We start from the raw sequence: 25555 nt of genomic DNA, 5'->3' as shown, positions 1-25555 counted from the left end.
AAAATGATCAGGCTAAATCATTCAATACCTCTGTCTTTACTCGCCCTCGCGGTGATGAGCGACTGCGCCATCGCCGATCCGAAGTACGATTTTATGCTCCACGGCTATATCCGTTCGGGGATCCTCGCCAACGCCGACGGTAACCGCGCCGACTCCGTTGGCCTGATGCCGGACGGCAAGTGGCGTCTGGGCAACGAAGAGGACACCAAGATCGAACTGATCCCGACGGTGACGTTAACCTCGGACAGCGGCGTGGTGGCTAAAGTCCAGGCCAACATTACCCATCAGTCGAAATGCACCTCAGACTGGAACTGTCAGGATGACGACGGGCATGATGTGCAGTTCCGTGAAGGTTTTGCCGAACTGTCAAACCTCGACTTCGCCCCGGAAATGACCTTCTGGGCCGGTAAGCGCTACAGCAGCTCCAACACCTCCAGCCACCAGTTCGACTGGGAGTACATTCAGTACAACGGTACCGGCGGCGGCTTCGACAACATGGATCTCGGCTTCGCGCGCTTCGATGCCGGGGTTTACGCCTTCTCGCCGACGGATGAAACCAAAGCCTACCCGGTCGATAAAGGCGATCAGGGCTATCCGGATGACTACTCGCTCAACCTGTGGCTGAAAAAGATCGGCGGCACCGGCTTCGATCTTGAGCTGATTGGCCACCACATGAACCGCAACGAGAAGCACCCGACCTCGGCGGAGAAGGGCTACGGCGTGACCGGCGTTTACAACTTTGACGGCTTTTACGGCCTGACCGGCGGCTACTCTCGCGTGGTCTTCCAGTACGGGCGCGGCCTGGCGGCGGGGGACTCGCTGGGTAAAAACGGCTGGGGCTGGGCAAACCTCGACGATACCCAGTCCTGGCGCGTGGTGCTGGATAACATGGCCTCGCTCGGCGACTGGGAAATCTCCACGTTCGCCTACTATCAGAAAGACAAAAACTACCGCTGGTGGACGGAAGACGCCGAAGGCTGGGGGCGCACCAGCTGGGTGGCGGGGATTCGCCCGTACCAGCAGATCACCAAAAACTTCGCCATGCAGTACGAGCTGGGCTACGAATATCTCGACGATAAAAACTACAAAGGCGTGGACGGCAAAGGCAAAGGCGGCCTGACTAAAGTGACCATCGCGCCGACCCTGACCTTTGATTCCGGCTTCTGGACTCGCCCGCAGCTGCGCTTCTTCGTGACTTACGCGAAGTGGGATAAAGGGGTATCCGACGCGCTGGACGGCAACTACGACTGGAGCACCAATACCCTTTCCGCCGGTAGCTACTCGCGCAGCGGCGACACCGATACGCTGAATTTCGGCGTGCAGGCCGAAGTCTGGTTCTAAGGAGAGATAACGATGATTAAGCCGGTGAAAAAACTGATGCTCGTCGCGCTGCTTTCGGCGCTGGGAAGCGCAGGCGCGATGGCCGCGGAGCAGTCGCACTTTGAACACTTTATTACCCGCGACGGCGCAACGTTAAAAGATGGCGACAAGGTGTTCCGCTTTGCGGGCATTCATGCGCCGGAACTGCACCGTATCGAGGACGATGCGCGCGGTACCTGCAAGGCCGACTCGCGCGGCTGGGGGCAATACTTCCGCTGGCCGACGGCGGAGGAACAGGAAAACTGGATTAAAGCGCTCGTGCAAACCGGCGCCAGGGCGCAGCGGGTATACGTGCTCTCGGTGCAGCAGACGTTTGACGAGGCCTGCGGTCGCGAAACCCATATTCTGGCCCCGGAAACCGCCGACGGCATGCCGCGCCTGAACGAAAAGGCGATGCGGGTGTACGACAACATGATCGCCGAGGCGGACAAACAGGGGCTGCGCCTGATTCTGCCGTTTATCGATCACTGGTGGTGGTGGGGCGGTCGCGAGCAGCTGGCGGCGTTCTACCACGAAAAGCCGGAGGATTTTTACCGTACCGACAGTAAAACCTTCAAGGCCTATCTGGACGTGATTCGTCAGGTTATCACCCGTACCAACAGCGTGACCGGGCGCCCTTACTATGACGAAAAAGCGATTATGGCCTGGGAGACCGGCAACGAGCTGGAGGATACCAACGCGGCGTTCCTTCAGCAGACCGCCGCATGGATCAAAGAGTGGGCGCCGCACCAGCTGGTGGTGGATGGCACCTATAAGAAAATTAATGCGTTTGCGCTTAACGATCCCCATGTCGATATCGTCAGCAACCATTACTACACCAATGCCGATAACAACCATCCCGAACAGGTGAAAAAAGACCTGACGGCGGCAGCGGGTAAGAAAGTCTACATGGTGGGCGAATTTGGCCTGCTGGACGCGCAGCAGCTTAACGCCATTATGCAGTCGATCGTCCATAGCGAAGTCAACGGCGCGCAGGCGGCGGGCGGTTTAATCTGGGGCTTCCGCGGTCATCGTCACGACGGCGGCTTCTACTGGCACAAAGAGTCCACCGGCCACTACAGCTACCATCTGCCGGGCTTCCCGGTCGAAGGTAAGGCCAACCAGGAGATGGAGGTGGTCGACCTGGTGCGCACCGCCGCCGCGCAGATGAACGGGCAGGAGAAAGCGCCGCCGCTGCCGAAACCTGACGCGCCGACGCTGCGGCCGACGGACTCACCGTTTGCGATCAACTGGCTGGGGGCGGCGGTAGGGCGCGCCTATGATGTTGAGCGCGCTGATTCGCCATCCGGGCCGTGGAAGGTCGTGGGGCGCGACATTTCCGACGGCGTTAACGAGTGGAACCCGCAGACGATGGATCTGTTCCGCGATGACTATCGCAGTCTGCGGCTGGGGAATACGTACTATTACCGCGTCATCGCTAAAAACGAGAGCGGCAGTTCATCGCCTTCGAACGTGATTAGCGTGAAGCATACTCAGGCGAATCAGGCGCCGGTAGTGGCGCTGGCGGAGACGCTCACCACCAGCCAGGACCAGGGCGTGCAGCTCAGCGCGAGCTGGCGCGATGACGCCCTCCCGGACCGCAACGTGACGGTGAGCTGGAGCAACGGCGGCAGCGCGCAGGCCCACTTCTGCGCGACGGATAAAGCCGAAACCCGCGCCTGGTTCAGCGCCCCCGGTGAATACGCGCTGACTTTTAGCGCCGATGACGGCCTGCTCAAAAGCAGCAAAACCGTTAAGGTCACGGTGACGGAAGCCGTCGGTAAAGTCCCCGCCGACTACTGCCGTTTTGGCGGCGGGGTATTGAACGTGACCGATGGCAAGATTGCGGCGGCGAAAAGCGAAAAAGACGCGCTGGCGATTGGCGACGACGGCTTCCTCGGGCCGTTCGCCAACGACGGGGATAAGGTCAGCTGGCAGGTTTCCGCGCCGTGGGCCGGCAAGTATCAGCTGCGGGTGACGTTCAGCGGCAAATGGGGCGGCAAGAAAAACTCGTTTATCGTCAACGACGGCGCGCCAATCGCGGTTGAATTCCCGCAGACCGATGAGCAGGGCCAGCAGCTGCTGGTGCCGGTTGAGCTGAAGGCCGGCGATAACCGCATCGACTTCGGTAAATTCGCCGGCGACTGGGGCTACATGTTTATCAAATCGATTGAAGTGGTTGCAGAGTAGTGCTTATTGGCTGCGCCCGTTGGGTGCGGCCTTTTTTAACTTACAGGAGGCGTTATGACCCGGTATCAGTTTCCGGAAGGCTTTTTATGGGGCGCGGCGGCATCCGGTCCGCAAACGGAAGGGATAAGCAACAAGCCGCACCGTTCTATTTGGGATAGCTGGTTTGCCGAACAGCCGGAACGTTTTTATCAGCAGATTGGGCCGCAAACCGTTTGCGACACCTATCATCAGTATCCCCAGGACGTGGCGTTGATGAAGCGGACCGGGTTCAACTCCTTCCGCACGTCGATTCAGTGGTCGCGGCTGATTGACGACTTCGAAACCGGCGCGCCCAATGCGGACGCGGTGCGTTTCTATCATGCCTACCTTGATGAGATGATTGAAAACGGCATCGAGCCGATGATCAACCTCTATCATTTTGACATGCCGGAAGCGCTGCAAAAGCAGTACGGCGGCTTTGAGTCGGCGCACGTGACCGATCTCTTCGCGCGTTTTGCCCGTACCGCTTTTGAGCTATTCGGTCACAAGGTGAAATACTGGATTACCTTCAACGAGCCGATTGTGCCGGTTGAGGGCGGCTACCTGTACGACTTCCACTATCCCTGCAAGAAAGACGGCAGGCTGGCGGCGCAGGTGGCGTTTAACATTATGCTGGCCCACGCCAAAGCGGTGCGCGAGTTTCGCGCGCTGGCGCTGGAAAGCGAGATTGGCGTGGTGCTGAATCTGACGCCGTCCTATACCCGCAACGACAGCGCGGAAGACCAAAAAGCGGCGTGGTATGCGGATCTGTTCTTCAACCGCAGCTTCCTCGATCCGCTGGTGAAGCATCAGTTCCCGAAAGCGCTGTGCGAAATTCTGGCCGCGCACGACTGCCTGCCGGAGGTGACAAAAGCCGACGTGGAGCTGATTACCGGATCGCGCGTCGATTTTCTCGGCGTTAACTATTACGTTCCGCGCCGGGTGAAGGCGCGCGAAAGCGACTATACGCTGGACTATTTCACCCCGGAGTTCTATTTCGAAAACTACGTGAATCCGCAAGGGCGCTTTAATCCTTATCGCGATAATAATGAGATTCTGCCGCAGGCGATTTATGACATTGCCGCCAATATTCGCGATAACTACGGCAATATAAAGTGGTTCCTCGCGGAAATCGGTATTGCGATGGATATTGAGTCGGAAGGCGAACCCGGCGCAGACGGGGTGATTGACGATTCGTTCCGCATCGGCCTGATGGAAGAGCATCTGGTGCAGCTGCATCGCGCGATAGCCGACGGCGCGAACTGCTTTGGCGTGCATCAGTGGACCTTTATCGATAACTGGTCGTGGATTAACTCGTTCAAGCGCCGCTACGGTTTCTGGCGGCTCGACCTGCAAACCGGAGAGCGGCAGATAAAGCGCAACGCGCTGTGGTTTGCCGAACTGGCGACCAGCAACGGCTTCAGTTCTGATAAATAGCTCGGCAAAATCCCCCGGAGGCGGCGCTTGACGCGCCTGTCCGGGCTACCAAACCGCACGAACTTGTAGCCCGGACAGATGCGCAGCATCGCCTCCGGGAAACCGTACCTACCGGGGCTTCGAGGTCCCCGCCGTCTGCGGACAGGTAGCCCGGCTAAGGCGTCAGCCGCGAGCCGGGGATTACCGGCGCTATTTTTTCATTTCCGCCAGCGAGCCTATCCAGTTCATCGCCAGCTGCGGCCACTCGGCGGCGGGCAGGCCCCGGGTCCCGCGAATGCCAAATCCGTGTTTCCCCTCGGCGAACAGATGCAGCTCGGTCGGCACCTGCTGCGCGCGCAGGGCGTTAAACATCACCAGCGCGTTATCCACCGGCACGGAAGGATCGTCCACCGCGTGGAAAATAAAGGTCGGCGGCGTTTGCGGCGTGACGTTCTGCTCCGGTGAATAGCGGTGCTGCCGCTCTGCCGTCGCCGTTTCGCCAATCAATGCCTTGCGCGATCCGGGATGGGCAATCGCCGGATCCATGGAAATAACCGGATAGCCGAGCACCGCGAAGTCCGGCCGCGCGCTCTGCTGGTCAACCGCGTCCACGGCGGCGTAAGCCGGTTCGCTATAGCGGGTCTCCAGGCTTGCCGCCACGTGTCCCCCGGCGGAAAAGCCCATAATGCCGATTTTTTGCGGGTCGATATGCCACTCGGCGGCCCGCGCCCGCAGGGTACGCAGCGCGCGCTGCGCATCGGCCAACGGCGCCTCGCTGCCTTCCGCGTGACCGTCCGCCGGCATCCGGTAGGTCATCACAAACAGGGTATAGCCCCGGGCGTTAAATACCGGGGCGAGATCGCTGCCCTCTTTATCCAATACCACTCGCTGGTAAGAGCCGCCCGGCGTCACCAGCAGCGCGATACCGTTGGGCTTCTCCGGCGCGTAAACGGTAATTGTCGGAGCGCGAACGCCGGTGACCGCGCGATCGGGCAGCGAGGGATCTTTGCTGCGCTCCACCAACGATTCGCTCGCCGGGCTGTTTTTCGCGCCGGGCGCTTCACCGCCGGGCCAGACGGAAAAGGTGGGAAGAGAGGAAAATGCAGCCTGAGAAGCCAAAAGCAAAGCGATGGCGGCGGCCAGAGGTAAACGCGTCATAAGCATCTCCATTAAGGAAAAGGCTTATTTATCATTCATCAGGAACGGGTAAAGCGAGTTGTCTCACAGAACGCTGTTTCATTAAAATCAAAATGAAACAGCGTTCTGAAGATGTGCCTACTGCAGCTGGTCTTTATTAATACCCAACCGTTTCATGCGCGAAAGCAGCGTCGTGCGCTTTAATCCCAGACGCTGGGCCGCGCCCTTCGGTCCGGCGACCACGCCGTTGCTCTCTTTCAGCACCCGGACAATCAGCTGGTATTCGTCTTCCCCTTCCTCCGGCAGCACTTCCGCCGCCAGCGGCTCCGTCTCGATACTCATTTCCGGTAAGGAGAGCTGCAGCACGCTGCCGCGGGTCAGCAGCACCGCGCGCTCAATGACGTTCTCCAGTTCGCGCACGTTACCCGGCCACTCCATGCGGCTGAGCAGGCGCAGCGTTTCCGCCGGAATGCTGTCAATGTTGCGCCCGAGACGGCGGGCAATTTTAAAGGTGAAGGCCTTCACCAGCAGGGGAATATCCTCCGGCCGCTCGCGCAGGGGAGGCAGGTGGATCGGGAAGACGTTCAGCCGATAGTAGAGATCGCTGCGAAACTCGCGATCGGCGACCATCTGTTTAAGATCGCGGTTGGTGGCGGCGATCAGGCGCACGTCGGTGTGAATCAGCTTATTGCTGCCGAGACGCTCGAACTCCTGCTCCTGCAACACGCGCAGCAGTTTCGGCTGTAGTTCAATCGGCATATCGCCCACTTCATCGAGAAACAGCGAGCTTTTGTCCGCCAGTTCGAAACGGCCGATACGCTGGGCGCTGGCGCCGGTGAAAGCGCCGCGCTCGTGGCCAAACAGGTCGCTTTCCAGCAGCCCGGCAGGCATCGCCGCGCAGTTCATTTTGACCATCCTGCGGCTATTGCGGCCGCTCAGGTTATGAATAGCGCGGGCAATCAGCTCCTTACCGGTGCCGGTTTCGCCGAGGATCAGCACCGTACTGTCGCTCTGCGCCACCATCTCCACCTGCTTGAGCACGCTGTTCATGGCCTCGCTGCGGCCAATGATTTCGCCAAACTCGCTCTCAACGTTGTTGAGCTGTTCGGTCAGGGCGAGGTTCTCATCGACCAGCCGCTCTTTCAGCCGCTGAATCTCGCGGTAGGCGAGGGCGTTGTCGATGGCGATCGAGACGCGCTCGGCGATTTGCCGCAGCAGCTTGAGGTTGGTGGTGGTGAAGACTTTTTCATCGCACTGCGCCAGCTTCAGCACCCCAAGCAAAGTATTACCGGACATCAACGGCAGCAGGCACAGGGTCTGGATTTTGTTATCCCACATCTCGAAAAGCATTTTTTCGTACGGCGCCAGCGGGTCGTGCTCGTGGAGATTGAGCAGCAGCATCTCTTTGCTTTTGAATACCCGCTCGGTCAGGGTACCGGCTTCGTCCACTTCGCTCTGGTCATGTACCGGGTGGCTGGCGTCGAGGTAGTGGGTGGAGTAGATATTGAGCTTACCTTTGCGGTTGCTGCGCAGTACCACGCTGATGGCGTCGATGCGGAAGTAGCGGTGGATCTCTTTGGCTACTTCGCTGACCAGCTCATCGATATCCAGCCGCGAGAGCACCGCGTTGGTGATCGCCACCAGGATGCGGAAGTTATCGCGTTCCCGGCACAGCAGGTCGTAATCAACGTTGTTGCTGACCCGGCTTTGGATCTGTTCGGTGACCACGGCAACGATTTGCGTAAAGGTGTGCAGCCGCTGGTACTCTTTTTCGGTCCACGGCCGGTTGTCGTCGCGAATAAATTCGCAGCCGCCGAAAATACGCCCTTCCGCCGCCAGCGGCAGCAGGCAGTAATAGCCAAAGGTGGGGTAGAGTCCGCTGCCGGCGAGCTGCGGCCAGGTTTCGGCAAAGGTGGCGCTATCGCAATGCAGCGCATCCGGGCGCGAGAGCAGGCGTCGAACCGGGCCGTTGGCGAGGACGGTTTCATCCTCGTAGCTCACCGGCTGTCCCGCGTCGTCGCAGGCGTGCCGGACCGCGCGATGGTTGCCGGAATGCCACAGAATAATCGCCGCCCGGTCGGCGAGCGCGGACTGCTGCACCAGGCCGGTCAGCGTCTCGCTCAGCGCGGCCAGGTCCGGCTGCTGTAATAAAATGCGGGTGATATCAAACAGACCCTGCTGCCCAAGATCGCCCATCGGTGTATACGACATTGCTTAAGTCCAAAAGCGCCGCAAAGCGGCGCAGAAGAAAGTGATGACACAAATAATAGTCTGTTAATAAAGCGGTTGTGACCGCCATTAACCCATCCGTGGGTGCCCGCTGGTTTGGGCTGGGTAATCATGCTGGCTTTTCCCGGCTCGCGCTGCGCTTAGCCGGGCTACAGGTGGGCGCAGTGTTGTAGCCCGGATAAGGCGTTAGCCGCAATCCGGGGGCCCGCCCCGTTAACAAATTCTCGGCAGCGGCTCGGCGTGAGGAAGATCCAGCGTGCGCTTCACGCCGTACAGACCGACAGAGCGCACGCCCGCGCGCGGCACAACCTCGCCGATTATCGCCGCATCGCGGCCTAATGGATGAGACCGTAAATGCGCAAGTACGCTTTCCGCCGCCTCGCGGGCAACGGCGATCAGCAGCTTGCCCTCGTTGGCGAAATTAAGCGCGTCCAGCCCCAGCAGCTCGCACACGCCGCGTACGGTATCGTTCACCGGCAGCTTATTCTCGTGCAGTTCAATCCCGCAGCCGCTGGCGGCGGCAAACTCATGGGCCACCGCGTTAACGCCGCCGCGGGTGGCATCGCGCAGGGCTTTCACGCCAGCAACGTCGCGCAGCGTCTGAATCAAGGGCGTCAGCACCGCGCAGTCGCTGGACAGCGCGCCGTCAAGCCCCATCTGTTCGCGCAGGTTGAGGATCGTTGCCCCGTGATCGCCAAGCGTGCCGCTGACCAGCAGCACGTCTCCCGCGCTAATCTGCTGCGCCCCCCAGCGAATACCGGTAGGGATGACGCCGATCCCGGCGGTATTGATAAACAGCTTATCCGCCGCCCCGCGCGGCACCACTTTGGTATCGCCGGTGACAATGGCGATGCCGGCCTCCCGCGCGGTCTGCGCCATGCTGTTCACCACCGCTTCGAGGGTGGCCATCTCCAGCCCCTCTTCGAGAATAAACCCGCACGAGAGATAGCGCGGCAGCGCGCCGCTCACCGCCACATCGTTGGCCGTGCCGCAGACCGCCAGCTTGCCGATGTTGCCGCCTGGGAAAAACAGCGGATCGATGACGTAGCTGTCGGTGGAGAAGGCGAGCCTGTCGCCCTGCGCGCTAAGCTGGGCGAGATCGAGACGCGCCTGATCTTCCTGCTCCGCCAGCCAGGGGTTGGCGAAAGCCTGCATAAACAGGTCGCCGATCAGCTGCTGCATCGCCTGACCGCCGCTACCGTGGGCTAACTGAACGCTTTTCATGCTTCGATTTCCTGACTGCGATATTGATACCAGGCGGCGCAGGCGCCTTCCGATGAGACCATCAGCGCGCCGAACGCGCTCTGCGGGTTGCAGGTATTGCCGAATAGCGGGCACTGGTGCGGTTTGCAGCGGCCGGTCAGCACCTCGCCGCAGCGGGCGCGCGGGTCGTCGCAGACCCGCTGCGGCGCCGGGCGGAAATGCGCTTCGGCGTCGAAACGCTGATACGCGGCCGTCAGATGCACGCCGGAGTCGTTAATCACCCCCAGACCGCGCCACTCGCTATCGCCGCTAAGGCAAAACACCTCGGCGATGGCCGACTGCGCCAGCGGGTTGCCCGCATCGGGCACCACCCGGCGATACTGGTTCTCCACGTCGCTGTGCCGCGCTATTGTCTGCTCAACCAGCATCACCGCGCCTTGCAGTAGATCAAGCGGTTCGAATCCTGCCACCACTAAAGGACGATGATAGTCGCTGGCGATAAATCCGTAGGAGTCGGTGCCAATCACCATGCTGACGTGACCGGGGGCGAGAAACGCGTCGATACCGTTATCCGGCTGGTCGAGCAGGCTGCGCAGGGTCGGCAGCAGGGTGATGTGCTGGCAGAAAAAATAGAAGTTGGCGACGCCGCGCTCGCGGGCCTGGCGCAGGGTCAGGGCGGTGGCGGGCATCGTCGTTTCAAAACCAAGGCCGAAGAACACCACTTCACGCTCGGGGTGCTGCTGCGCCAGCTTCAGGGCGTCCATCGGCGAATAGACGATGCGGACGTCGGCGCCGCGCGATTTAGCCTGCAGCAGCGAGCCATTTTTTCCCGGCACGCGCATGGCGTCGCCAAAGGTGCAGAAAATCACCCCCGGACGGCTGGCGATATCGATACAGGCGTCGATGCGCCCCATCGGCAGCACGCACACCGGGCAGCCGGGGCCGTGAATAAACTCGATATTTTCCGGCAGCAGCTGGTCGAGACCAAATTTAAAAATGGCGTGGGTATGACCGCCGCACACTTCCATAATGCGCAGCGGACGTTCGGCGGTATGCGGCAGCAGGCGCGCGCGCTGCCGGAGGTGTTCCACCAGCTGCATCACCTGTTCCGGGGCGCGGTATTCATCGACATAGCGCATTTACCGCTCCTCGCCGTACAGCAGCGCGCCGACGTCCGGCTCGACTTCAAACATATTTTGCAGCGCCTCGAGGGTATCGCGGGCTTCGGCTTCGTTAATCACGCTCATGGCGAAACCCACGTGGACCAGCACCCACTGGCCGAGACGCGGCTGGCCGCGATCGTCAACCGCGCCCACCAGGGTCAGGTCGACTTCGCGCTGAATGCCGCACACTTCGACCTTCGCCAGATTGCCGTCAATGGCGCAGATTTGTCCGGGAATGCCTATGCACATTGTTGCGTCTCCAGCCAGCTAAGCCACTGGTCCATGCCTTCGCCGCTGGTGGCGGAAAGCAGGATGATGTCAATATCCGGGTTCACCTCGCGGGCGCAGGCCAGACACTTTTCCACGTCAAAGTTGAGATACGGCAGCAGGTCGACCTTGTTAAGCAGCATCAGGCTGGCGGCGGCGAACATATGCGGATACTTCAGCGGCTTGTCTTCGCCTTCGGTTACCGACAGCACCGCCACTTTATGACGTTCGCCGAGGTCAAAGCTCGCCGGACACACCAGGTTACCGACGTTTTCGATAAACAGGATCCCGTGGTCATCCAGCGGCAGGCGCGGCGCGGCGTCGGCGATCATCTGCGCGTCGAGATGGCAGCCTTTGCCGGTGTTGACCTGAATCGCCGGGGTGCCGGTGGCGCGGATGCGCGCGGCGTCGTTCACCGTTTGCTGATCGCCTTCAATGACCGCGCAGGCGGTTTTCTCTTTCAGCCGCAGCAGGGTTTCCGTCAGCAGGGTGGTTTTGCCGGAGCCGGGGCTGGAGACCAGATTCAGCACCAGCTGGTTTTTAGCGGCGAAGCGCGCGCGGTTGCGGGCGGCCAGACGGTTGTTTTTATCCAGCACGTCGATTTCCACTTCCAGCATCCGCCGCTGGCTCTGGCCCGGCGCATGGGTACCCGCCTCGCCGTGACCGTAGTGCAGGTCGCCAGCCTCCGAGCGGGTGGGGGAAAAGTTATCGGTTTTCACGCCGGTAATGTTCATCATCTGGCGCGGGGCGGGCGCGAAGGGGGCGCTGCGAAACGCCGAATGCGGGTTATGCTCGTCGCCTTCTATATAAAGGTTGCCTTCACCGCAGCCGCAGGTTGTACACATAATCTTATTACTCCACTTCTAGTCGCTGAATCTGTAAGCCGTCATCCGCCACGATTTGCAGCCGGTCGCTCTGACACTGCGGGCAGCGGCGCACGTGCTGGGAGATGAGATGCACGTACTGCTGGCAGGATTCACACCAGCATTCAGCCTGTTGTTCGGCGATATGCAGTTCGCAGCCCTCCGCCAGCGTGCCGCGGCACACCAGCTCAAAGCAGAAGGTCAGCGCGCTGGCCTCCACGCAGGAAAACGCCCCGACCTTCAGCCACACGCCGGTCACCCGACGCGCGCCGGCCTGCAGCGCCTGCTGTTCGATAATTTCCAGCGCCCGCTGGCTAAGAGTGATTTCGTGCATGGTGCCTCCGTATCGCGATGGTCCTTTAATGCAATAACGATGCCAGGTCATAGGTAATGTCACGAAAATGTCGATGACACGCTGCAGACGTCGTCATCGACATGTCTTTCTACCTCCCGAAATTTTATAAAGATGTTTAAAATCAATTAATTAAATTTTGGCATGAAAAGTGCTTAACCGGTGCATCTCATACAACGGGGGATCCGGGATGACTATTTGGGAATTAAGTGAAAAGGCGGACTACATCGCCGATCGTCACCGCCAGCATCAGGAGCAGTGGCACACCTATTGCAACTCGCTGGTACAGGGAATAACCCTGTCGAAAGCGCGTCTGCATCACGCCATGAGCTGCGCGCCGGATAAAGAGCTGTGCTTCGTACTTTTTGGCCACTTTCAGGTCTACGTGGCGCTGGCGGAGGGCTTTAACAGCCACACCATCGAGTACTACGTCGAAACCAAAAACGGCGACGACAGACGCCTGATTGCCCAGGCCACGCTGGGTTCAGACGGCACCATTGATGGCCGGATCAGCAACCGCGATCGCGAGCAGGTTCTGGAGCACTATCTGGCGACTATCGCCAGCGTTTACGACCGTCTCTACGAGGCAATCGAACAAGACCAGCCGGTGGATTTAAGCCACCTGACGCTGGCCCGTTAATCGTCAGGTGTCGACAAGTGTCGAAGCTGACACCTGCGCAACCTGTTTTCGTCAAAAATGACTTTCACCTGAGGATGACCCGGTGAACCGTTTTGTAATTGCTGACTCCACCGTCTGTATCGGCTGTCGCACCTGCGAAGCCGCCTGCGCTGAGACTCACCGCCAGCAGGGCCTGCAAGCCATGCCCCGGCTGCATTTAATGCGCAATGAAAAAGAATCCGCGCCGCAGATGTGCCACCACTGTGAAGATGCGCCCTGCGCCGCCGTCTGCCCGGTTAACGCCATTAATCGCGTCGATGGCGCGGTGCAGCTCAATGAGAGCCTGTGCGTAAGCTGCAAGCTGTGCGGCATCGCCTGTCCGTTCGGCGCCATTGAGTTTTCCGGCAGCCGTCCGCTGGATATGCCGGCTAACGCCAATACGCCCCTGGCCCCCGCCGCGCCGCCGGCGCCGGCCCGCGTCAGCTCGCTGCTCGACTGGGTGCCGGGCGTGCGCGCCATCGCCGTCAAATGCGACCTGTGCCACTTCGATGAGCAGGGCCCGGCGTGCGTACGCACCTGCCCGACCAAAGCGCTGCTGCTGGTGGATATCCGCGATATCGCCCAGGCCAGCAAGCGTAAGCGGCAGCTGACTTTTAATACCGATCTCGGCGATCTGTCGCTGTTCCAGGCGCAACAAGGGGACGTGAAATGAGTGTGATTTCCTTAGTGAATCAGGCGGTGGCCTGGTACGCCGCCAGCGCGGTGCTGGCGTTTCTGTTCGCCCTGCGCAAACCGCTGAGCGGGGCGATCGCCGGGATTGGCGGAGCGGTCGCCAGCGCGATGCTGGTGCTGGCGGGCGGAACGGCGCTGCTGATGCCGGAGCGCGTTAGCGGCGGCATGCTGCAGATGCTGCATTTGACCCTGCGCGTGGGCGGCGTCAACGCGCTGTGGCTGCTGGCGATCGGCCTGTCGGCGCTGCCGATTTCGCTGTTCAATATTGCCTGGCATCGTCATCCGCAGGTGAAAGCCAACGGCCTGCTGGTGAATCTGCTGCTGGCCGCCGCCGTCTGCGCCGTGGTGGTGACAAACTTCGGAGCGCTGGTGGTGATGGCGGAGATTATGGCCCTTTGCGCCGCGTTTCTTACCGGCTGCGCGCAGTCCGGCAAGCTGTGGTTTGCGCTGGGTCGCCTCGGTACGCTGCTGATGGCGTGGAGCTGCTGGCTGGTCTGGTCGTCCTACGGCACCCTTGAGCTGGCGCAGATTACCCAGCTGGCGCTGGCGGCGCCGCAGAACGCGCTGCTGTGGCTGCCGGGCCTGGTCGGCTTTGCGCTGCTGGCCGGAGTTATTCCGCTGCACGGCTGGGCGCCGCAGGCCCACGCCGGCGCCAGCGCACCGGCCGCCGCGCTGTTTTCCACGGTGGTGATGAAGGTCGGTCTCTACGGCATCCTGACGGTCTCGCTGGCCGGCAGCGTACCGCCGCTGTGGTGGGGCGTGATGCTGCTGGTGCTGGGGATGATCACCGCCTTCGTCGGCGGGCTGTACGCCCTGATGGAGCACAATATTCAGCGCCTGCTGGCGTACCACACCCTGGAAAACATCGGCATTATCCTGCTCGGCCTCGGGGCGTTCGTCACCGGCGTGGCGACCCATAACCCGACCCTGATGGTGCTGGGCTTTATTGGCGGCATGTATCACCTGATCAACCATAGCCTGTTTAAAACCACCCTGTTCCTCGGCGCGGGGGCGGTGTGGTTCCGCACCGGCCATCGCGATATCGAAAAGCTCGGCGGGATCGGCAAGAAAATGCCGCTGATTTCCCTTTCGATGCTGGTGGGTCTGATGGCGATGGCCGCGCTGCCGCCGCTGAACGGCTTTGCCGGGGAGTGGGTTATCTATCAGTCCTTCTTTAAGCTGAGCACCGGCGACGCGTTTGTTGGCCGCCTGCTCGGGCCGCTGCTGGCGGTGGGCCTGGCGATTACCGGCGCGCTGGCGGTGATGTGTATGGCGAAAGTCTACGGCGTCACCTTCCTCGGCGCGCCGCGAAGCACAGAGGCGGAAAACGCCACCTGCGCGCCGGGGCTGATGACCTTTAGCGTGGTGCTGGCCGCCGTCTGCTGCGTGATTGGCGGGGTTGCCGCGCCGTGGCTGCTGCCGCTGGTGAGCGGGGCGTTTCCGGTGCAGGCGGAGGTCTCCAGCGCGGTGTCCCAGCCGATGATCGCCATTCTTCTGATTGCCTGCCCGCTGCTGCCGCTGCTGCTGATGATCTTCTTCAAGGGCGATCGCCTGCCGGCGCGCTCCCGCGGGGCGGCCTGGGTCTGCGGCTACGACCATGAAAAATCCATGGTGGTGACCGCCCACGGTTTCGCCATGCCGGTGAAAGAAGCCTTTGCGCCGATTCTGAAACTGCGCCACTGGCTGAACCCGGTGCGCCTGGTGCCCGGCTGGCAGAACGCTTCCGCGCCCGCGCTATTTCGCGGCGTGGCGCTGGTGGAGCTGGCGGTACTGGTGGTGATTGTTATTTCCCGAGGAGCCTGAGAATGAGCGTATTAATTGCATTGTTGCAGGCGCTGGTGCTGTTCGCCGTCGCGCCGCTGTTGTCCGGGGTGACCCGCGTCGCCCGCGCGCGTCTGCATAATCGCCGCGGTCCGGGCGTGCTGCAGGAGTATCGGGACATTCTGAAACTGCTGGGGCGCCAGAGCGTTGGCCCGGATGCCTCCGGCTGGGTCTTCCGCCTGACGCCGTACGTGATGGTCGGCGTGATGCTAACCATCGCCACCGCGCTGCCGGTGGTGACCGTTGATTCGCCGATGGCGGGGCTGGGCGACCTGATCACCCTGATCTACCTGTTCGCTATCGCCCGCTTCTTCTTTGCTATTTCCGGCCTTGATACCGGCAGCCCGTTTACCGCTATTGGGGCCAGCCGCGAAGCGATGCTTGGCGTGCTGGTGGAGCCCATCCTGCTGCTCGGCCTGTGGGTCGCGGCGCAGGTCGCGGGGTCCACCCATATCAGCAGCATCACCGACACCATTTATCACTGGCCTGTCGCCCGCACTCTTCCGCTGATTCTGGCGCTGTGCGCCTGCGCCTTCGCCACCTTTATCGAAATGGGCAAGCTGCCGTTCGACCTGGCGGAAGCGGAGCAGGAGCTGCAGGAAGGCCCGCTCTCGGAATACAGCGGCAGCGGCTTCGGCGTGCTGAAGTGGGGCATCAGCCTCAAGCAGCTGGTGGTCCTGCAGATGTTCGTCGGCGTATTTATCCCGTGGGGACAGATGACCAGCTTTAGCGTCGGCGGTCTGCTGCTGGCGCTGGTGGTTGCCGTCGTCAAGCTGGTGCTCGGCGTGCTGGTGATTGCGCTGTTCGAAAACAGCATGGCGCGTCTGCGCTTTTGCGCCACCTCCCGCGTCACCTGGGCCGGGTTTGGTTTTGCCTTTTTAGCCTTCGTCTCCTTGCTGGTGGCGTGATTTAAGAGAGTTTGAGCATGTCTGAAGAAAAAATCGGTCAACACTATCTCGCCGCGCTGCATCAGGCCTTTCCGGGCGTGGTGCTGGATGAAGCCTGGCAGACCAAAGACCAGTTGACGGTCACGGTGAAGGTCAACTATCTGCCGGAAGTGGTCGAGTTTCTGTACTACAAGCAGGGCGGCTGGCTGTCGGTGCTGTTCGGCAACGATGAACGCAAGCTGAACGGCCACTACGCCGTCTACTACGTGCTGTCGATGGAGCAGGGCACGAAGTGCTGGATCACCGTGCGCGTGGAAGTGGACGCCAATAAACCCGAGTATCCGTCGGTGACGCCGCGGGTGCCGGCGGCGGTATGGGGCGAGCGCGAAGTGCGCGACATGTACGGCCTGGTGCCGGTGGGGCTGCCGGACGAGCGCCGGCTGGTGCTGCCGGACGACTGGCCGGATGAACTCTATCCGCTGCGTAAAGACAGCATGGACTACCGCCAGCGTCCGGCGCCGACCACCGACGCCGAAACCTACGAGTTTATCAACGAGCTGGGCAGCAAGAAAAACAACGTGGTGCCGATTGGCCCGCTGCACGTCACCTCCGACGAACCGGGCCACTTCCGCCTGTTCGTTGACGGCGAGAATATTATCGACGCCGACTACCGCCTGTTCTACGTGCATCGCGGGATGGAAAAGCTGGCGGAAACCCGGATGGGCTACAACGAAGTCACCTTCCTGTCGGACCGCGTGTGCGGTATCTGCGGTTTCGCCCACAGCACCGCCTACACCACTTCGGTGGAGAACGCGATGGGCATCGTGGTGCCGGAGCGCGCGCAGATGATCCGCGCCATTCTGCTGGAGGTGGAGCGCCTGCACTCGCACCTGCTGAACCTCGGCCTCGCCTGCCACTTTACCGGCTTCGACTCCGGGTTTATGCAGTTCTTCCGCGTGCGCGAAACCTCGATGAAGATGGCGGAAATTCTTACCGGGGCGCGTAAAACCTACGGTCTGAACCTGATTGGCGGCATTCGTCGCGATCTGCTGAAAGAGGACATGATCCAGACCCGCCAGCTGGCGCAGCAGATGCGCCGCGACGTGCAGGAGCTGGTGGATATGCTGCTCAGCACGCCGAATATGGAGCAGCGTACCGTGGGCATTGGTCGTCTCGACCCGCAAATCGCCCGCGACTTCAGCAACGTTGGCCCGATGGTGCGCGCCAGCGGGCACGCCCGCGATACCCGCGCCGATCACCCGTTTGTCGGCTACGGCCTGCTGCCGATGGAAGTGCACAGCGAACAGGGATGCGACGTCATCTCGCGCCTGAAGGTGCGCATCAACGAGGTCTACACCGCGCTGAACATGATCGACTTTGGCCTCGATAACCTGCCGGGCGGCCCGCTGATGGTGGAGGGCTTCACCTATATTCCGCACCGCTTCGCGCTGGGCTTCTCAGAAGCGCCGCGCGGGGATGATATCCACTGGAGTATGACCGGCGATAACCAGAAGCTGTACCGCTGGCGCTGCCGGGCGGCGACCTACGCCAACTGGCCGACCCTGCGCTATATGCTGCGCGGCAATACCGTCTCCGACGCGCCGCTGATTATCGGCAGCCTCGACCCGTGCTACTCCTGCACCGACCGCATGACCGTAGTCGACGTGCGCAAGAAGAAAAGCAAAGTGGTGCCGTACAAAGAGCTGGAGCGCTACAGCATCGAGCGTAAGAACTCGCCGCTGAAATAAGGAATCGCCATGTTTACCTTTATTAAAAAAGTCATCAAAACCGGCACCGCGACGCACTCATACCCGCTGGAGCCGATGCCGGTGGATAAAAACTTCCGCGGCAAACCGGAGCATAACCCGCAGCAGTGCATCGGCTGCGCCGCCTGCGTTAACGCCTGCCCGTCGAACGCCCTGACGGTGGAGACCGATCTGGCCACCAACCAGCTGGCGTGGCAGTTCAACCTCGGACGCTGCATTTTCTGCGGACGCTGCGAAGAGGTTTGCCCGACGGCGGCGATTAGGCTCTCTCAGGAGTACGAGCTGGCGGTGTGGAAAAAAGAGGATTTCCTCCAGCAGTCGCGTTTTGCCATCTGCCACTGTCGGGTATGCGCACGGCCGTTCGCCGTACAGAAAGAGATCGACTACGCCATCGCGCTGCTCAAACACAACGGCGACAGCCGCGCCGAGCTGCATCGCGAAAGCTTTGAGACCTGCCCGGAGTGTAAACGCCAGAAGTGCCTGGTGCCGTCCGACCGTATTGAACTGACTCGCCATATGAGAGAGGCCAGCTGATGAGCAACTTATTAGGCCCGCGCGATGAAAACGGCATTCCGGTGCCGATGACGGTGGATGAGTCCATCGCCAGCATGAAGGCATCGCTGCTGAAGAAAATTAAGCGCTCCGCCTACGTCTACCGGGTGGACTGCGGCGGCTGCAACGGCTGCGAGATCGAGATTTTCGCTACCCTTTCGCCGCTGTTCGACGCCGAGCGTTTTGGGATCAAAGTGGTGCCGTCGCCGCGTCACGCCGATATTCTGCTGTTTACCGGGGCGGTAACCCGGGCGATGCGTTCTCCCGCGCTGCGCGCGTGGCAGTCCGCGCCGGACCCGAAAATCTGTATCTCCTACGGTGCCTGCGGCAACAGTGGCGGCATCTTCCACGACCTCTACTGCGTATGGGGCGGCACCGATAAAATCGTGCCGGTGGATGTCTATATTCCCGGCTGCCCGCCGACCCCCGCCGCGACGCTGTACGGCTTCGCGATGGCGCTGGGCCTGCTGGAACAGAAAATCCACGCCCGCGTGCCGGGCGAACAGGACGAACGGCCGACCGAGCTTCTGCACCCGGATATGGTACAGCCGCTGCGGGTGCGCATCGACCGCGAAGCGCGCCGGCTGGCGGGCTATCGCTACGGTCGCCAGATAGCCGACGACTATATGCGCCTGCTGGGGCAGGGCGATAGCCAGGTGGTGCGCTGGCTGGAGGCGGAAAAAGATCCGCGCCTGACCGAGATCGTCACCCATCTGAACCAGGTGGTCGAGGGAGCGCGTATCCGATGAGCGAGACGGTGGTGTTCAGTCAGCTGAGCCGTAAATTTATTGATGAGAACGATGCGACGCCCGACCAGGCGCAGCAGGTGGTCTATTACAGCCTGGCGATTGGCCACCACCTCGGCGTCATCGACTGCCTTGAGGCGGCGCTGAGCTGCCCGTGGCAGGCGTATCTGGCGTGGATTGCGACCCTCGAAGAGGGCAGCACCGCGCGGCGAAAAATGGAAGGCGTGCCGAAGTACGGCGAGATTGTTATTGACAGCAATCATGTGACGATGCTGGCCAACGCTTTTGATAAAGCGCAGGCCCGGCAGACTCCCGAGCAGCAGGCGTGGAGCAAAACGCTGCTCAGCATGCTGCATGATATTCACCAGGAAAGCGCCATCTACCTGATGGTGAGGAGACTCCGTGACTGACGTTTTACTCTGTGTCGGCAATAGTATGATGGGCGACGACGGCGCAGGTCCGCTGCTGGCGGAGATGTGCGCGGCTAACCCCGTCGGCGAATGGGTGGTGATTGACGGCGGCAGCGCGCCGGAGAACGATATCGTCGCCATTCGCGAGCTGCGCCCCGAGCGCCTGCTGATCGTCGATGCCACCGATATGGGCCTGAATCCCGGCGAGATCCGCATCGTCGATCCGGACGATATCGCCGAGATGTTTATGATGACCACCCACAATATGCCGCTCAACTATCTGATCGATCAGCTAAAAGAGGATATCGGCGAGGTGATTTTCTTAGGCATTCAGCCGGATATCGTCGGCTTTTATTATCCAATGACCCAGCCGATTAAGGACGCGGTCGAGGTGGTGTACGCGCGGCTTGATGGCTGGCAGGGGAATGGCGGTTTTGCGGCACTTGAAGCCGCAGAGGAGCCGGCGTTCCCCGGCTAAGCGCAGCGCGAGCCTGGAGTTCGGCCTGGGGGAGCAAGCGTACTTTTTTCCCGGGTCGCGGCGTAAACGCCTTACCCGGGCTACCGGTCCGCGAGCGTTGATGAACCTGTAGCCGGAAGTTAGGTCAGGGGGAGCAAGTGGACTTTTTCCCGGGTCGCGGCGTAAACGCCTTACCCGGGCTACCGGTCCGCGGGCGTTGATGAACCTGTAGCCGGAAGTTAGGTCAGGGGGAGCAAGTGGACTTTTTTCCCGGGTTGCGGCGTAAACGCCTTACCCGGGCTACCGGTCCGCGGGCGTTGATGAACCTGTAGCCCGGCTAAGCGCAGCGCGAGCCTGGAGTTCGGTCAGGGTGAACAAGTTTACTTTTTCCCCCGGGTCGCGGCGTAAACGCCTTACCCGGGCTACCGGTCCGCGGGCGTTGATGAACCTGTAGCCCGGCTAAGCGTAGCGCAAGCCGGGGAAAATTTCCGTGTTGCAGGTGTTTGCTAAGCTGAGGCTCCCTCAGTCCGCGGGGCACACTACGCCAAATCTTCCCCATTGCTGGCAATCACCTTCTTATACCACCAGAACGACTTTTTGCGTTTTCGCGCCAGCGTGCCGCGTCCGGCATCGTCGCGGTCGACGTAGACAAAGCCGTAGCGCTTGCTCATCTCGCCGGTAGAGGCGGACACCAGATCGATACAGCCCCAGCTGGTATAGCCCATCACCGGAATGCCGTCCTCGATGGCGTCACCCATCGCTTTAATATGCTCGCGCAGATAGCTGATGCGGTAGTCGTCATTAATCTCGCCGTTAGCGTCAATCTCATCCCGCGCGCCGAGACCGTTTTCCACGAGGAACAGCGGTTTCTGGTAGCGGTCATACATCATATTCATGGTGATGCGCAGGCCGAGCGGGTCGATGCCCCAGCCCCATTCGCTGGCCTGAATATGCGGGTTCTTCAGCGATTTAACGATATTGGCGGCGCTGGTGTTGCCGGCGTTCATCTCCGCCGACGCGCAGCGTGAAGCGTAGTAGCTGAAGGAGACGAAATCGACGGTATGGCGCAGGATTTCATCATCGCCCGCTTCTTTGGCGATAGTCACGCCTTTCTCGCGAAATACCCGCGCCGCCCAGACCGGATACGCGCCGCGCGCCTGGACATCGATAAAGAACAGGTTCTCGCGATCTTTCTCCAGCGCCATCCACACGTCTTCCGGCTTACAGGAGTAAGGGTAGAAGTTGCCGCCCGCCAGCATACAGCCGACCTGATTTTGCGGATTCACCTCGTGGGCGATTTTGGTCGCTAAGGCGCTGGCGACCAGTTCGTGATGGGCGGCCTGGTATTTCACCTGCTCCTGATTTTCCCCCTCTTCAAACACCAGACCGGCGCCGGAGAACGGGCTGTGCAGCATGATGTTGATTTCATTGAAGGTAAGCCAGTATTTCACCAAGCCATCAAAGGCTTCAAAGCAGGTGCGGGCGTAGCGGGTGAAGAACTCCACCATTTTTCGATTGCGCCAGGAGCCGTACTCGGTGACCAGGTGCATCGGCACGTCGAAATGGCACAGCGTCACCAGCGGCTCGATGCGATGCTTTTTGCACTCCTCGAACAGCGAGCGATAAAAGGCGATCCCTTCCGGGTTCGGCTCCAGCTCATCGCCCTCAGGAAAGAGGCGGCTCCAGGCGATAGAGGTGCGGAAGACGCTAAAGCCCATCTCCGCCATCAGGGCGATATCTTCTTTATAACGATGATAAAAATCGATCGCCTCGTGGCTGGGGTAGAACTCATCGTCGCGCAGCGCGAAGCGTTTCTCCTGCCCCAGCTTGACCGCCAGGCGGTGCGCGCCGTGGGGAATCATATCGACGGTGGTCAGCCCTTTGCCGCCCTCCAGATATGCCCCTTCGGACTGGTTGGCGGCCAGTGCGCCGCCCCATAAAAATCCCTGTGGAAAAGTCGCCATGCGTTACCTCGTTAACAAAATGGTGTTCAGGCGTGAGAAGCCTGGGTGCCGGCCTGGCGCTGTCTGGCGTCGGCGGCGGCTTCTTCTTGCGGAATATCTTCAAAGCCAAGCATTAGCGTCAGGACAAACGACAGCACTACCGCCAGCGCCATGACGCCGAAGACCCAGACGATGGTCATCGGATTAGCCGGGTCGAAAAACTGGACGCTGGTAAACAACCCCGGCGCCGCCATTGAGTGGCTGGCGAGCCCGGCAATACCGGCCACCGCGCCGCAGATAAAGCCGCTGATCAGGCTGGCGATCAGCGGTCGCTTCAGCCGCACCGCCACGCCGTACAGCGCCGGTTCGGAAATCCCCGCCAGAATCGCGGAAGCCGCGGCCGCCAGCGCCGTCTGGCGCAGCTCCGGGTTTTTGGTTTTCCACGCCACCGCCAGCGACGAACCGCCCAGCGACAGATTCGCGCCGATTTCCGACGGCATTACCATGCCCTCTTTGCCGGTTTCGGCGATGGTCTGAATGATAGTCGGGGTAAAGACCCGGTGCATCCCGGTCATCACCAGCAGCGGCCACAGCGCGCCCATAATCGCCACCGACAGCCAGCCGAGATAGCTGTGGATCGTATAGACCAGCGCGGAAATGGCGCTACCGATCCAGATGCCGAGCGGGCCAATCAGCAGAATCGACAGCGGAGCGGCGATCAGCACGATCAGCATCGGTTTAAGGAAGTTTTTTGTCACCGCCGGGGTGATACGGTCGACCCAGCGTTCGATATAGGAGAGGCACCAGGTCATCACCAGCGCCGGGATCACGGTATAGGTGTATTTCACCGCCGTCACCGGAATAAAGGCAAACTCCACGTGCTCGCCCTGGGCGGCTTTGGCCATCAGTTCGATAAAGCTCGGGTGTACCAGCACCCCGGCAATCGCAATCGCCAGCGACATATTGGTTTTGAACTTCACCGCCGCGGAAGCCGCGACCATCAGCGGCAGGAAGAAGAACGCGCCGTCGCCGATAACCGTCAAAATAGTCAGCGTTGGCGCGCCTTTGGGCAGCACGCCGGTCATCTCGAGGATCATCGCCAGCAGCTTAACCATCGATCCGCCGATAATCGCCGGGATCAGCGGCGACATGGTGCCGATCAGCGCGTCGAGGATCCCGGCGCCAATGCGTTTCAGGGTAATGGGCGGTTTCCCCTGCGGTTCAGCGGGGCGTAGATCCCCCGGCAGCAGCGCGACCACTTCGCGATACGCCTGGGAGACGGTATTGCCCACGATCACCTGGCACTGGTTATCGCTACGTACGACGCCGAGCACGCCTTTCAGCCCTTTGAGGGTGGCGCTGTCGACCCGCTCGTTGTCTTTGACCACGAAACGCAGGCGGGTCATGCAGTGGGTGATGGCGGCAACGTTATCTGCGCCGCCAATTGCCGCGATAATCTGCTGCGCCAGAGCTGCATAATTTTTAGACATCGGATTTTATCCTGTTTATCAATGGGGTACTGGCTTGTCACCGCGCCGGAAAGCGGAGCGGCATCATGCATACATAGGAAACCGGTTCCACAAAATCATGATTAGTTTCATGAATGCATACAAGAAATAAAAAAATAAGATCTCGATTTTGTGATTTTGATCGCTTTGTGCGCATCAGCGCGGGCGACGCGCAAATGCTGAAAAAGCGCTGCGCGTGCAGTACACTGCGGGCAACATTGGCAACAGGAATAACCACATGGCAACGATGCTGGAGGTAGCGAAGCGCGCGGGGGTGTCAAAGGCCACCGTTTCGCGGGTGCTGTCGGGGAACGGCTATGTCAGCCAGGAGACCAAAGATCGCGTCTTCCAGGCGGTGGCCGAAAGCGGTTACCGGCCGAATCTGCTGGCGCGCAACCTGGCGACGAAAAAGACCCAGACCCTCGGGCTGGTGGTGACCAACACCCTTTATCACGGCGTCTATTTCAGCGAACTGCTTTACCACGTGGCGCGGATGACCGAAGACAAAGGGCGGCAGCTGATCCTCGCCGACGGCAAGCACAGCGCCGAGGAGGAGCGCGAGGCGATTCAGTATCTGCTCGATCTGCGCTGCGATGCGATTATTATCTATCCGCGCTTTCTCAGCGTTGATGAGATGGATGAGATTATCGAAAATCATGAGCGGCCGATCATGGTGCTCAACCGCCGCCTGCGCCGCAACGCCAGCCACTGCGTCTGGTCCGATCAAAAGGCCTCGGCGATGATGGCGGTGGAAAAGCTTATCGCGCTGGGCCATCGGGAAATCGCGTTTATTACCGGTTCGCTGGATTCGCCAACCGGCGTAGAGCGCCTCTCGGGCTATAAAGACGCGCTGGCCCGCGGCGGCATTGCCCTGAATAACGATCTGGTCGTCGAAGGCCGCTGGACGCCGGAAACCGGCGCGGCGGGAGTCGAGACGCTGCGCCAGCGCCGCGTCGGCTACAGCGCGCTGGTGGCGAGCAACGACGATATGGCGGTTGGCGCGATGAAGCAGCTGCATCAGATCGGCGTCAAGATCCCGGAGCAGGTCTCGGTCGTGGGGTTTGACGATATCGCGCTGGCGCCGTATATGGTTCCGGCGCTCTCCAGCGTCAAAGTTCCGGTGACGGAGATGATCAAAGAGAGCATCAACCGGCTGATCTTTATGCTCGACGGCGGCGATTTTAAATTTCAGCAAATCTTCCCCGGCGAGCTGATTGAACGCGACTCGATGGTTCCCGGCCCGCACGCCTGACGTCGTCAGCTGTCATCGTCACAACTGACGATGACAGCATCTCCCGTATTTATCTTCTTTAATATCAGTAATATAAAAGTTGGAACGCATTATGCATACTCCGGCGCGTAACCTTCTTACAGCTGGAGAAATGGATGAACCGTTTCATTATCGCCGACGCGAGCAAATGCATCGGCTGCCGCACCTGTGAAGTGGCCTGCGTGGTCTCTCATCAGGAAAATCAGGACTGCGCCGCGCTGACGCCAAAAAGCTTTTTACCGCGTATTCACGTGATCAAAGGCGTCAACGTGTCGACGGCCACCGCCTGCCGTCAGTGCGAGGACGCCCCGTGCGCCAACGTCTGTCCGAACGGCGCGATCAGCCGCGATCGGGGCTTCGTCCACGTGATGCAGGAGCGCTGCATCGGCTGCAAAACCTGCGTGGTGGCCTGTCCCTACGGCGCCATGGAAGTGGTGGTGCGCCCGGTTATCCGCCACAGCGGCGCGGGGCTGAACGTGATGGCGGAAAAAGCCGAAGCCAACAAATGCGACCTTTGCCACCACCGTGAGGAAGGCCCGGCCTGTATGGATGCCTGCCCGACCCACGCGCTGATTTGCGTCGACCGCAATAAGCTCGAACAGATGAATATCGAAAAACGCCGCCGCACCGCGCTGGCCTGGTAAGCC

The 25555-nt window shown here is 60.7% G+C and carries 23 protein-coding genes; 14 read left to right on the top strand and 9 right to left on the bottom strand.

Annotation, left to right across the window (positions count from 1 at the left end):
- Positions 1-3 precede the first annotated feature (3 nt).
- The 3 genes from BJF97_RS22945 to BJF97_RS22935 are packed head-to-tail and all read left to right on the top strand — an operon-like array spanning position 4 to position 5004.
- Complete coding sequence (locus BJF97_RS22945; protein WP_004853540.1) at positions 4-1341, top strand: maltoporin; 1338 nt, start codon at positions 4-6, stop codon at positions 1339-1341.
- Positions 1342-1356: 15 nt separating this feature from the next.
- The gene (locus BJF97_RS22940) at positions 1357-3549 is read left to right on the top strand and encodes a CBM35 domain-containing protein (RefSeq protein ID WP_177341178.1); all 2193 of its coding nucleotides are present in this window, start codon (positions 1357-1359) and stop codon (positions 3547-3549) included.
- A gap of 54 nt (positions 3550-3603) precedes the next feature.
- Entirely contained in the window at positions 3604-5004 is a 1401-nt protein-coding gene (locus BJF97_RS22935) for a glycoside hydrolase family 1 protein (RefSeq protein ID WP_032694631.1), read from the top strand.
- A gap of 189 nt (positions 5005-5193) precedes the next feature.
- Here BJF97_RS22935 and BJF97_RS22930 read toward each other — a convergent pair whose 3' ends face one another.
- The 7 genes from BJF97_RS22930 to hypA all read right to left on the bottom strand — a co-directional run bounded on the left by BJF97_RS22930 (position 5194) and on the right by hypA (position 12179).
- Positions 5194-6141 (bottom strand): alpha/beta hydrolase, encoded by a 948-nt coding sequence (locus tag BJF97_RS22930; protein ID WP_032694630.1) that lies wholly within the window; start codon positions 6139-6141, stop codon positions 5194-5196.
- A gap of 117 nt (positions 6142-6258) precedes the next feature.
- Complete coding sequence (flhA, locus tag BJF97_RS22925; protein ID WP_032694629.1) at positions 6259-8331, bottom strand: formate hydrogenlyase transcriptional activator FlhA; 2073 nt, start codon at positions 8329-8331, stop codon at positions 6259-6261.
- 231 nt (positions 8332-8562) lie between these two features.
- Complete coding sequence (gene hypE / locus BJF97_RS22920; protein ID WP_014839322.1) at positions 8563-9573, bottom strand: hydrogenase expression/formation protein HypE; 1011 nt, start codon at positions 9571-9573, stop codon at positions 8563-8565.
- Entirely contained in the window at positions 9570-10691 is a 1122-nt protein-coding gene (gene hypD, locus BJF97_RS22915) for a hydrogenase formation protein HypD (protein WP_032694628.1), read from the bottom strand. The genes hypE and hypD overlap by 4 nt, the downstream gene beginning before the upstream one ends.
- Entirely contained in the window at positions 10692-10964 is a 273-nt protein-coding gene (locus BJF97_RS22910; protein WP_004104861.1) for a HypC/HybG/HupF family hydrogenase formation chaperone, read from the bottom strand.
- A complete protein-coding gene (gene hypB / locus BJF97_RS22905; protein WP_014226534.1) occupies positions 10955-11827 on the bottom strand; it encodes a hydrogenase nickel incorporation protein HypB in 873 nt (290 codons plus the stop codon). Before hypB ends, BJF97_RS22910 begins: the two co-directional genes overlap by 10 nt.
- Before the next feature lie 7 nt (positions 11828-11834).
- Complete coding sequence (hypA, locus tag BJF97_RS22900; protein WP_004114752.1) at positions 11835-12179, bottom strand: hydrogenase maturation nickel metallochaperone HypA; 345 nt, start codon at positions 12177-12179, stop codon at positions 11835-11837.
- A gap of 208 nt (positions 12180-12387) precedes the next feature.
- Here hypA and hycA point away from each other — a divergent pair, with 208 nt between their 5' ends.
- From hycA to hycI, 9 genes are all read left to right on the top strand, one after another.
- Positions 12388-12837 carry a formate hydrogenlyase regulator HycA gene (gene hycA / locus BJF97_RS22895; RefSeq protein ID WP_004134329.1) on the top strand — a complete coding sequence of 150 codons (450 nt, stop codon included), beginning with the start codon at positions 12388-12390 and terminating at the stop codon, positions 12835-12837.
- A gap of 82 nt (positions 12838-12919) precedes the next feature.
- Complete coding sequence (locus tag BJF97_RS22890; protein ID WP_014839318.1) at positions 12920-13528, top strand: 4Fe-4S dicluster domain-containing protein; 609 nt, start codon at positions 12920-12922, stop codon at positions 13526-13528.
- The gene (gene hycC / locus BJF97_RS22885; protein ID WP_032694627.1) at positions 13525-15351 is read left to right on the top strand and encodes a formate hydrogenlyase subunit 3; all 1827 of its coding nucleotides are present in this window, start codon (positions 13525-13527) and stop codon (positions 15349-15351) included. The genes BJF97_RS22890 and hycC overlap by 4 nt, the downstream gene beginning before the upstream one ends.
- Before the next feature lie 2 nt (positions 15352-15353).
- On the top strand, positions 15354-16277 hold the full coding sequence (locus BJF97_RS22880) for a respiratory chain complex I subunit 1 family protein (RefSeq protein WP_004104852.1): 924 nt from the start codon (positions 15354-15356) through the stop codon (positions 16275-16277).
- Positions 16278-16294: 17 nt separating this feature from the next.
- A complete protein-coding gene (gene hycE, locus BJF97_RS22875; RefSeq protein ID WP_014839316.1) occupies positions 16295-18004 on the top strand; it encodes a formate hydrogenlyase subunit HycE in 1710 nt (569 codons plus the stop codon).
- Positions 18005-18013: 9 nt separating this feature from the next.
- The gene (locus BJF97_RS22870) at positions 18014-18556 is read left to right on the top strand and encodes a formate hydrogenlyase complex iron-sulfur subunit (RefSeq protein ID WP_025107277.1); all 543 of its coding nucleotides are present in this window, start codon (positions 18014-18016) and stop codon (positions 18554-18556) included.
- A complete protein-coding gene (locus BJF97_RS22865) occupies positions 18556-19323 on the top strand; it encodes an NADH-quinone oxidoreductase subunit B family protein (RefSeq protein WP_014226531.1) in 768 nt (255 codons plus the stop codon). Before BJF97_RS22870 ends, BJF97_RS22865 begins: the two co-directional genes overlap by 1 nt.
- The gene (locus BJF97_RS22860; protein WP_014226530.1) at positions 19320-19730 is read left to right on the top strand and encodes a formate hydrogenlyase maturation HycH family protein; all 411 of its coding nucleotides are present in this window, start codon (positions 19320-19322) and stop codon (positions 19728-19730) included. Before BJF97_RS22865 ends, BJF97_RS22860 begins: the two co-directional genes overlap by 4 nt.
- A complete protein-coding gene (gene hycI, locus BJF97_RS22855) occupies positions 19723-20208 on the top strand; it encodes a hydrogenase maturation peptidase HycI (RefSeq protein WP_032694626.1) in 486 nt (161 codons plus the stop codon). Before BJF97_RS22860 ends, hycI begins: the two co-directional genes overlap by 8 nt.
- A 518-nt stretch (positions 20209-20726) precedes the next feature.
- Here hycI and BJF97_RS22850 read toward each other — a convergent pair.
- On the bottom strand, positions 20727-22151 hold the full coding sequence (locus BJF97_RS22850; protein ID WP_032694625.1) for a 6-phospho-beta-glucosidase: 1425 nt from the start codon (positions 22149-22151) through the stop codon (positions 20727-20729).
- 26 nt (positions 22152-22177) lie between these two features.
- On the bottom strand, positions 22178-23620 hold the full coding sequence (ascF, locus tag BJF97_RS22845) for a PTS cellobiose/arbutin/salicin transporter subunit IIBC (protein ID WP_032694624.1): 1443 nt from the start codon (positions 23618-23620) through the stop codon (positions 22178-22180).
- A gap of 256 nt (positions 23621-23876) precedes the next feature.
- Between ascF and BJF97_RS22840 the strand changes: the two genes are divergently transcribed.
- The gene (locus tag BJF97_RS22840; protein ID WP_032694623.1) at positions 23877-24890 is read left to right on the top strand and encodes a LacI family DNA-binding transcriptional regulator; all 1014 of its coding nucleotides are present in this window, start codon (positions 23877-23879) and stop codon (positions 24888-24890) included.
- A 134-nt stretch (positions 24891-25024) separates the two neighbouring features.
- Positions 25025-25552: an electron transport protein HydN gene (gene hydN / locus BJF97_RS22835; RefSeq protein WP_014226525.1), complete on the top strand. Its 528-nt coding sequence runs from the start codon at positions 25025-25027 to the stop codon at positions 25550-25552.
- Positions 25553-25555: the final 3 nt, after the last annotated feature.

Source organism: Klebsiella sp. LTGPAF-6F (assembly GCF_001753185.1).
Taxonomy (GTDB): domain Bacteria; phylum Pseudomonadota; class Gammaproteobacteria; order Enterobacterales; family Enterobacteriaceae; genus Klebsiella; species Klebsiella michiganensis.
This window is presented reverse-complemented; position numbering and strand designations above follow the sequence as displayed.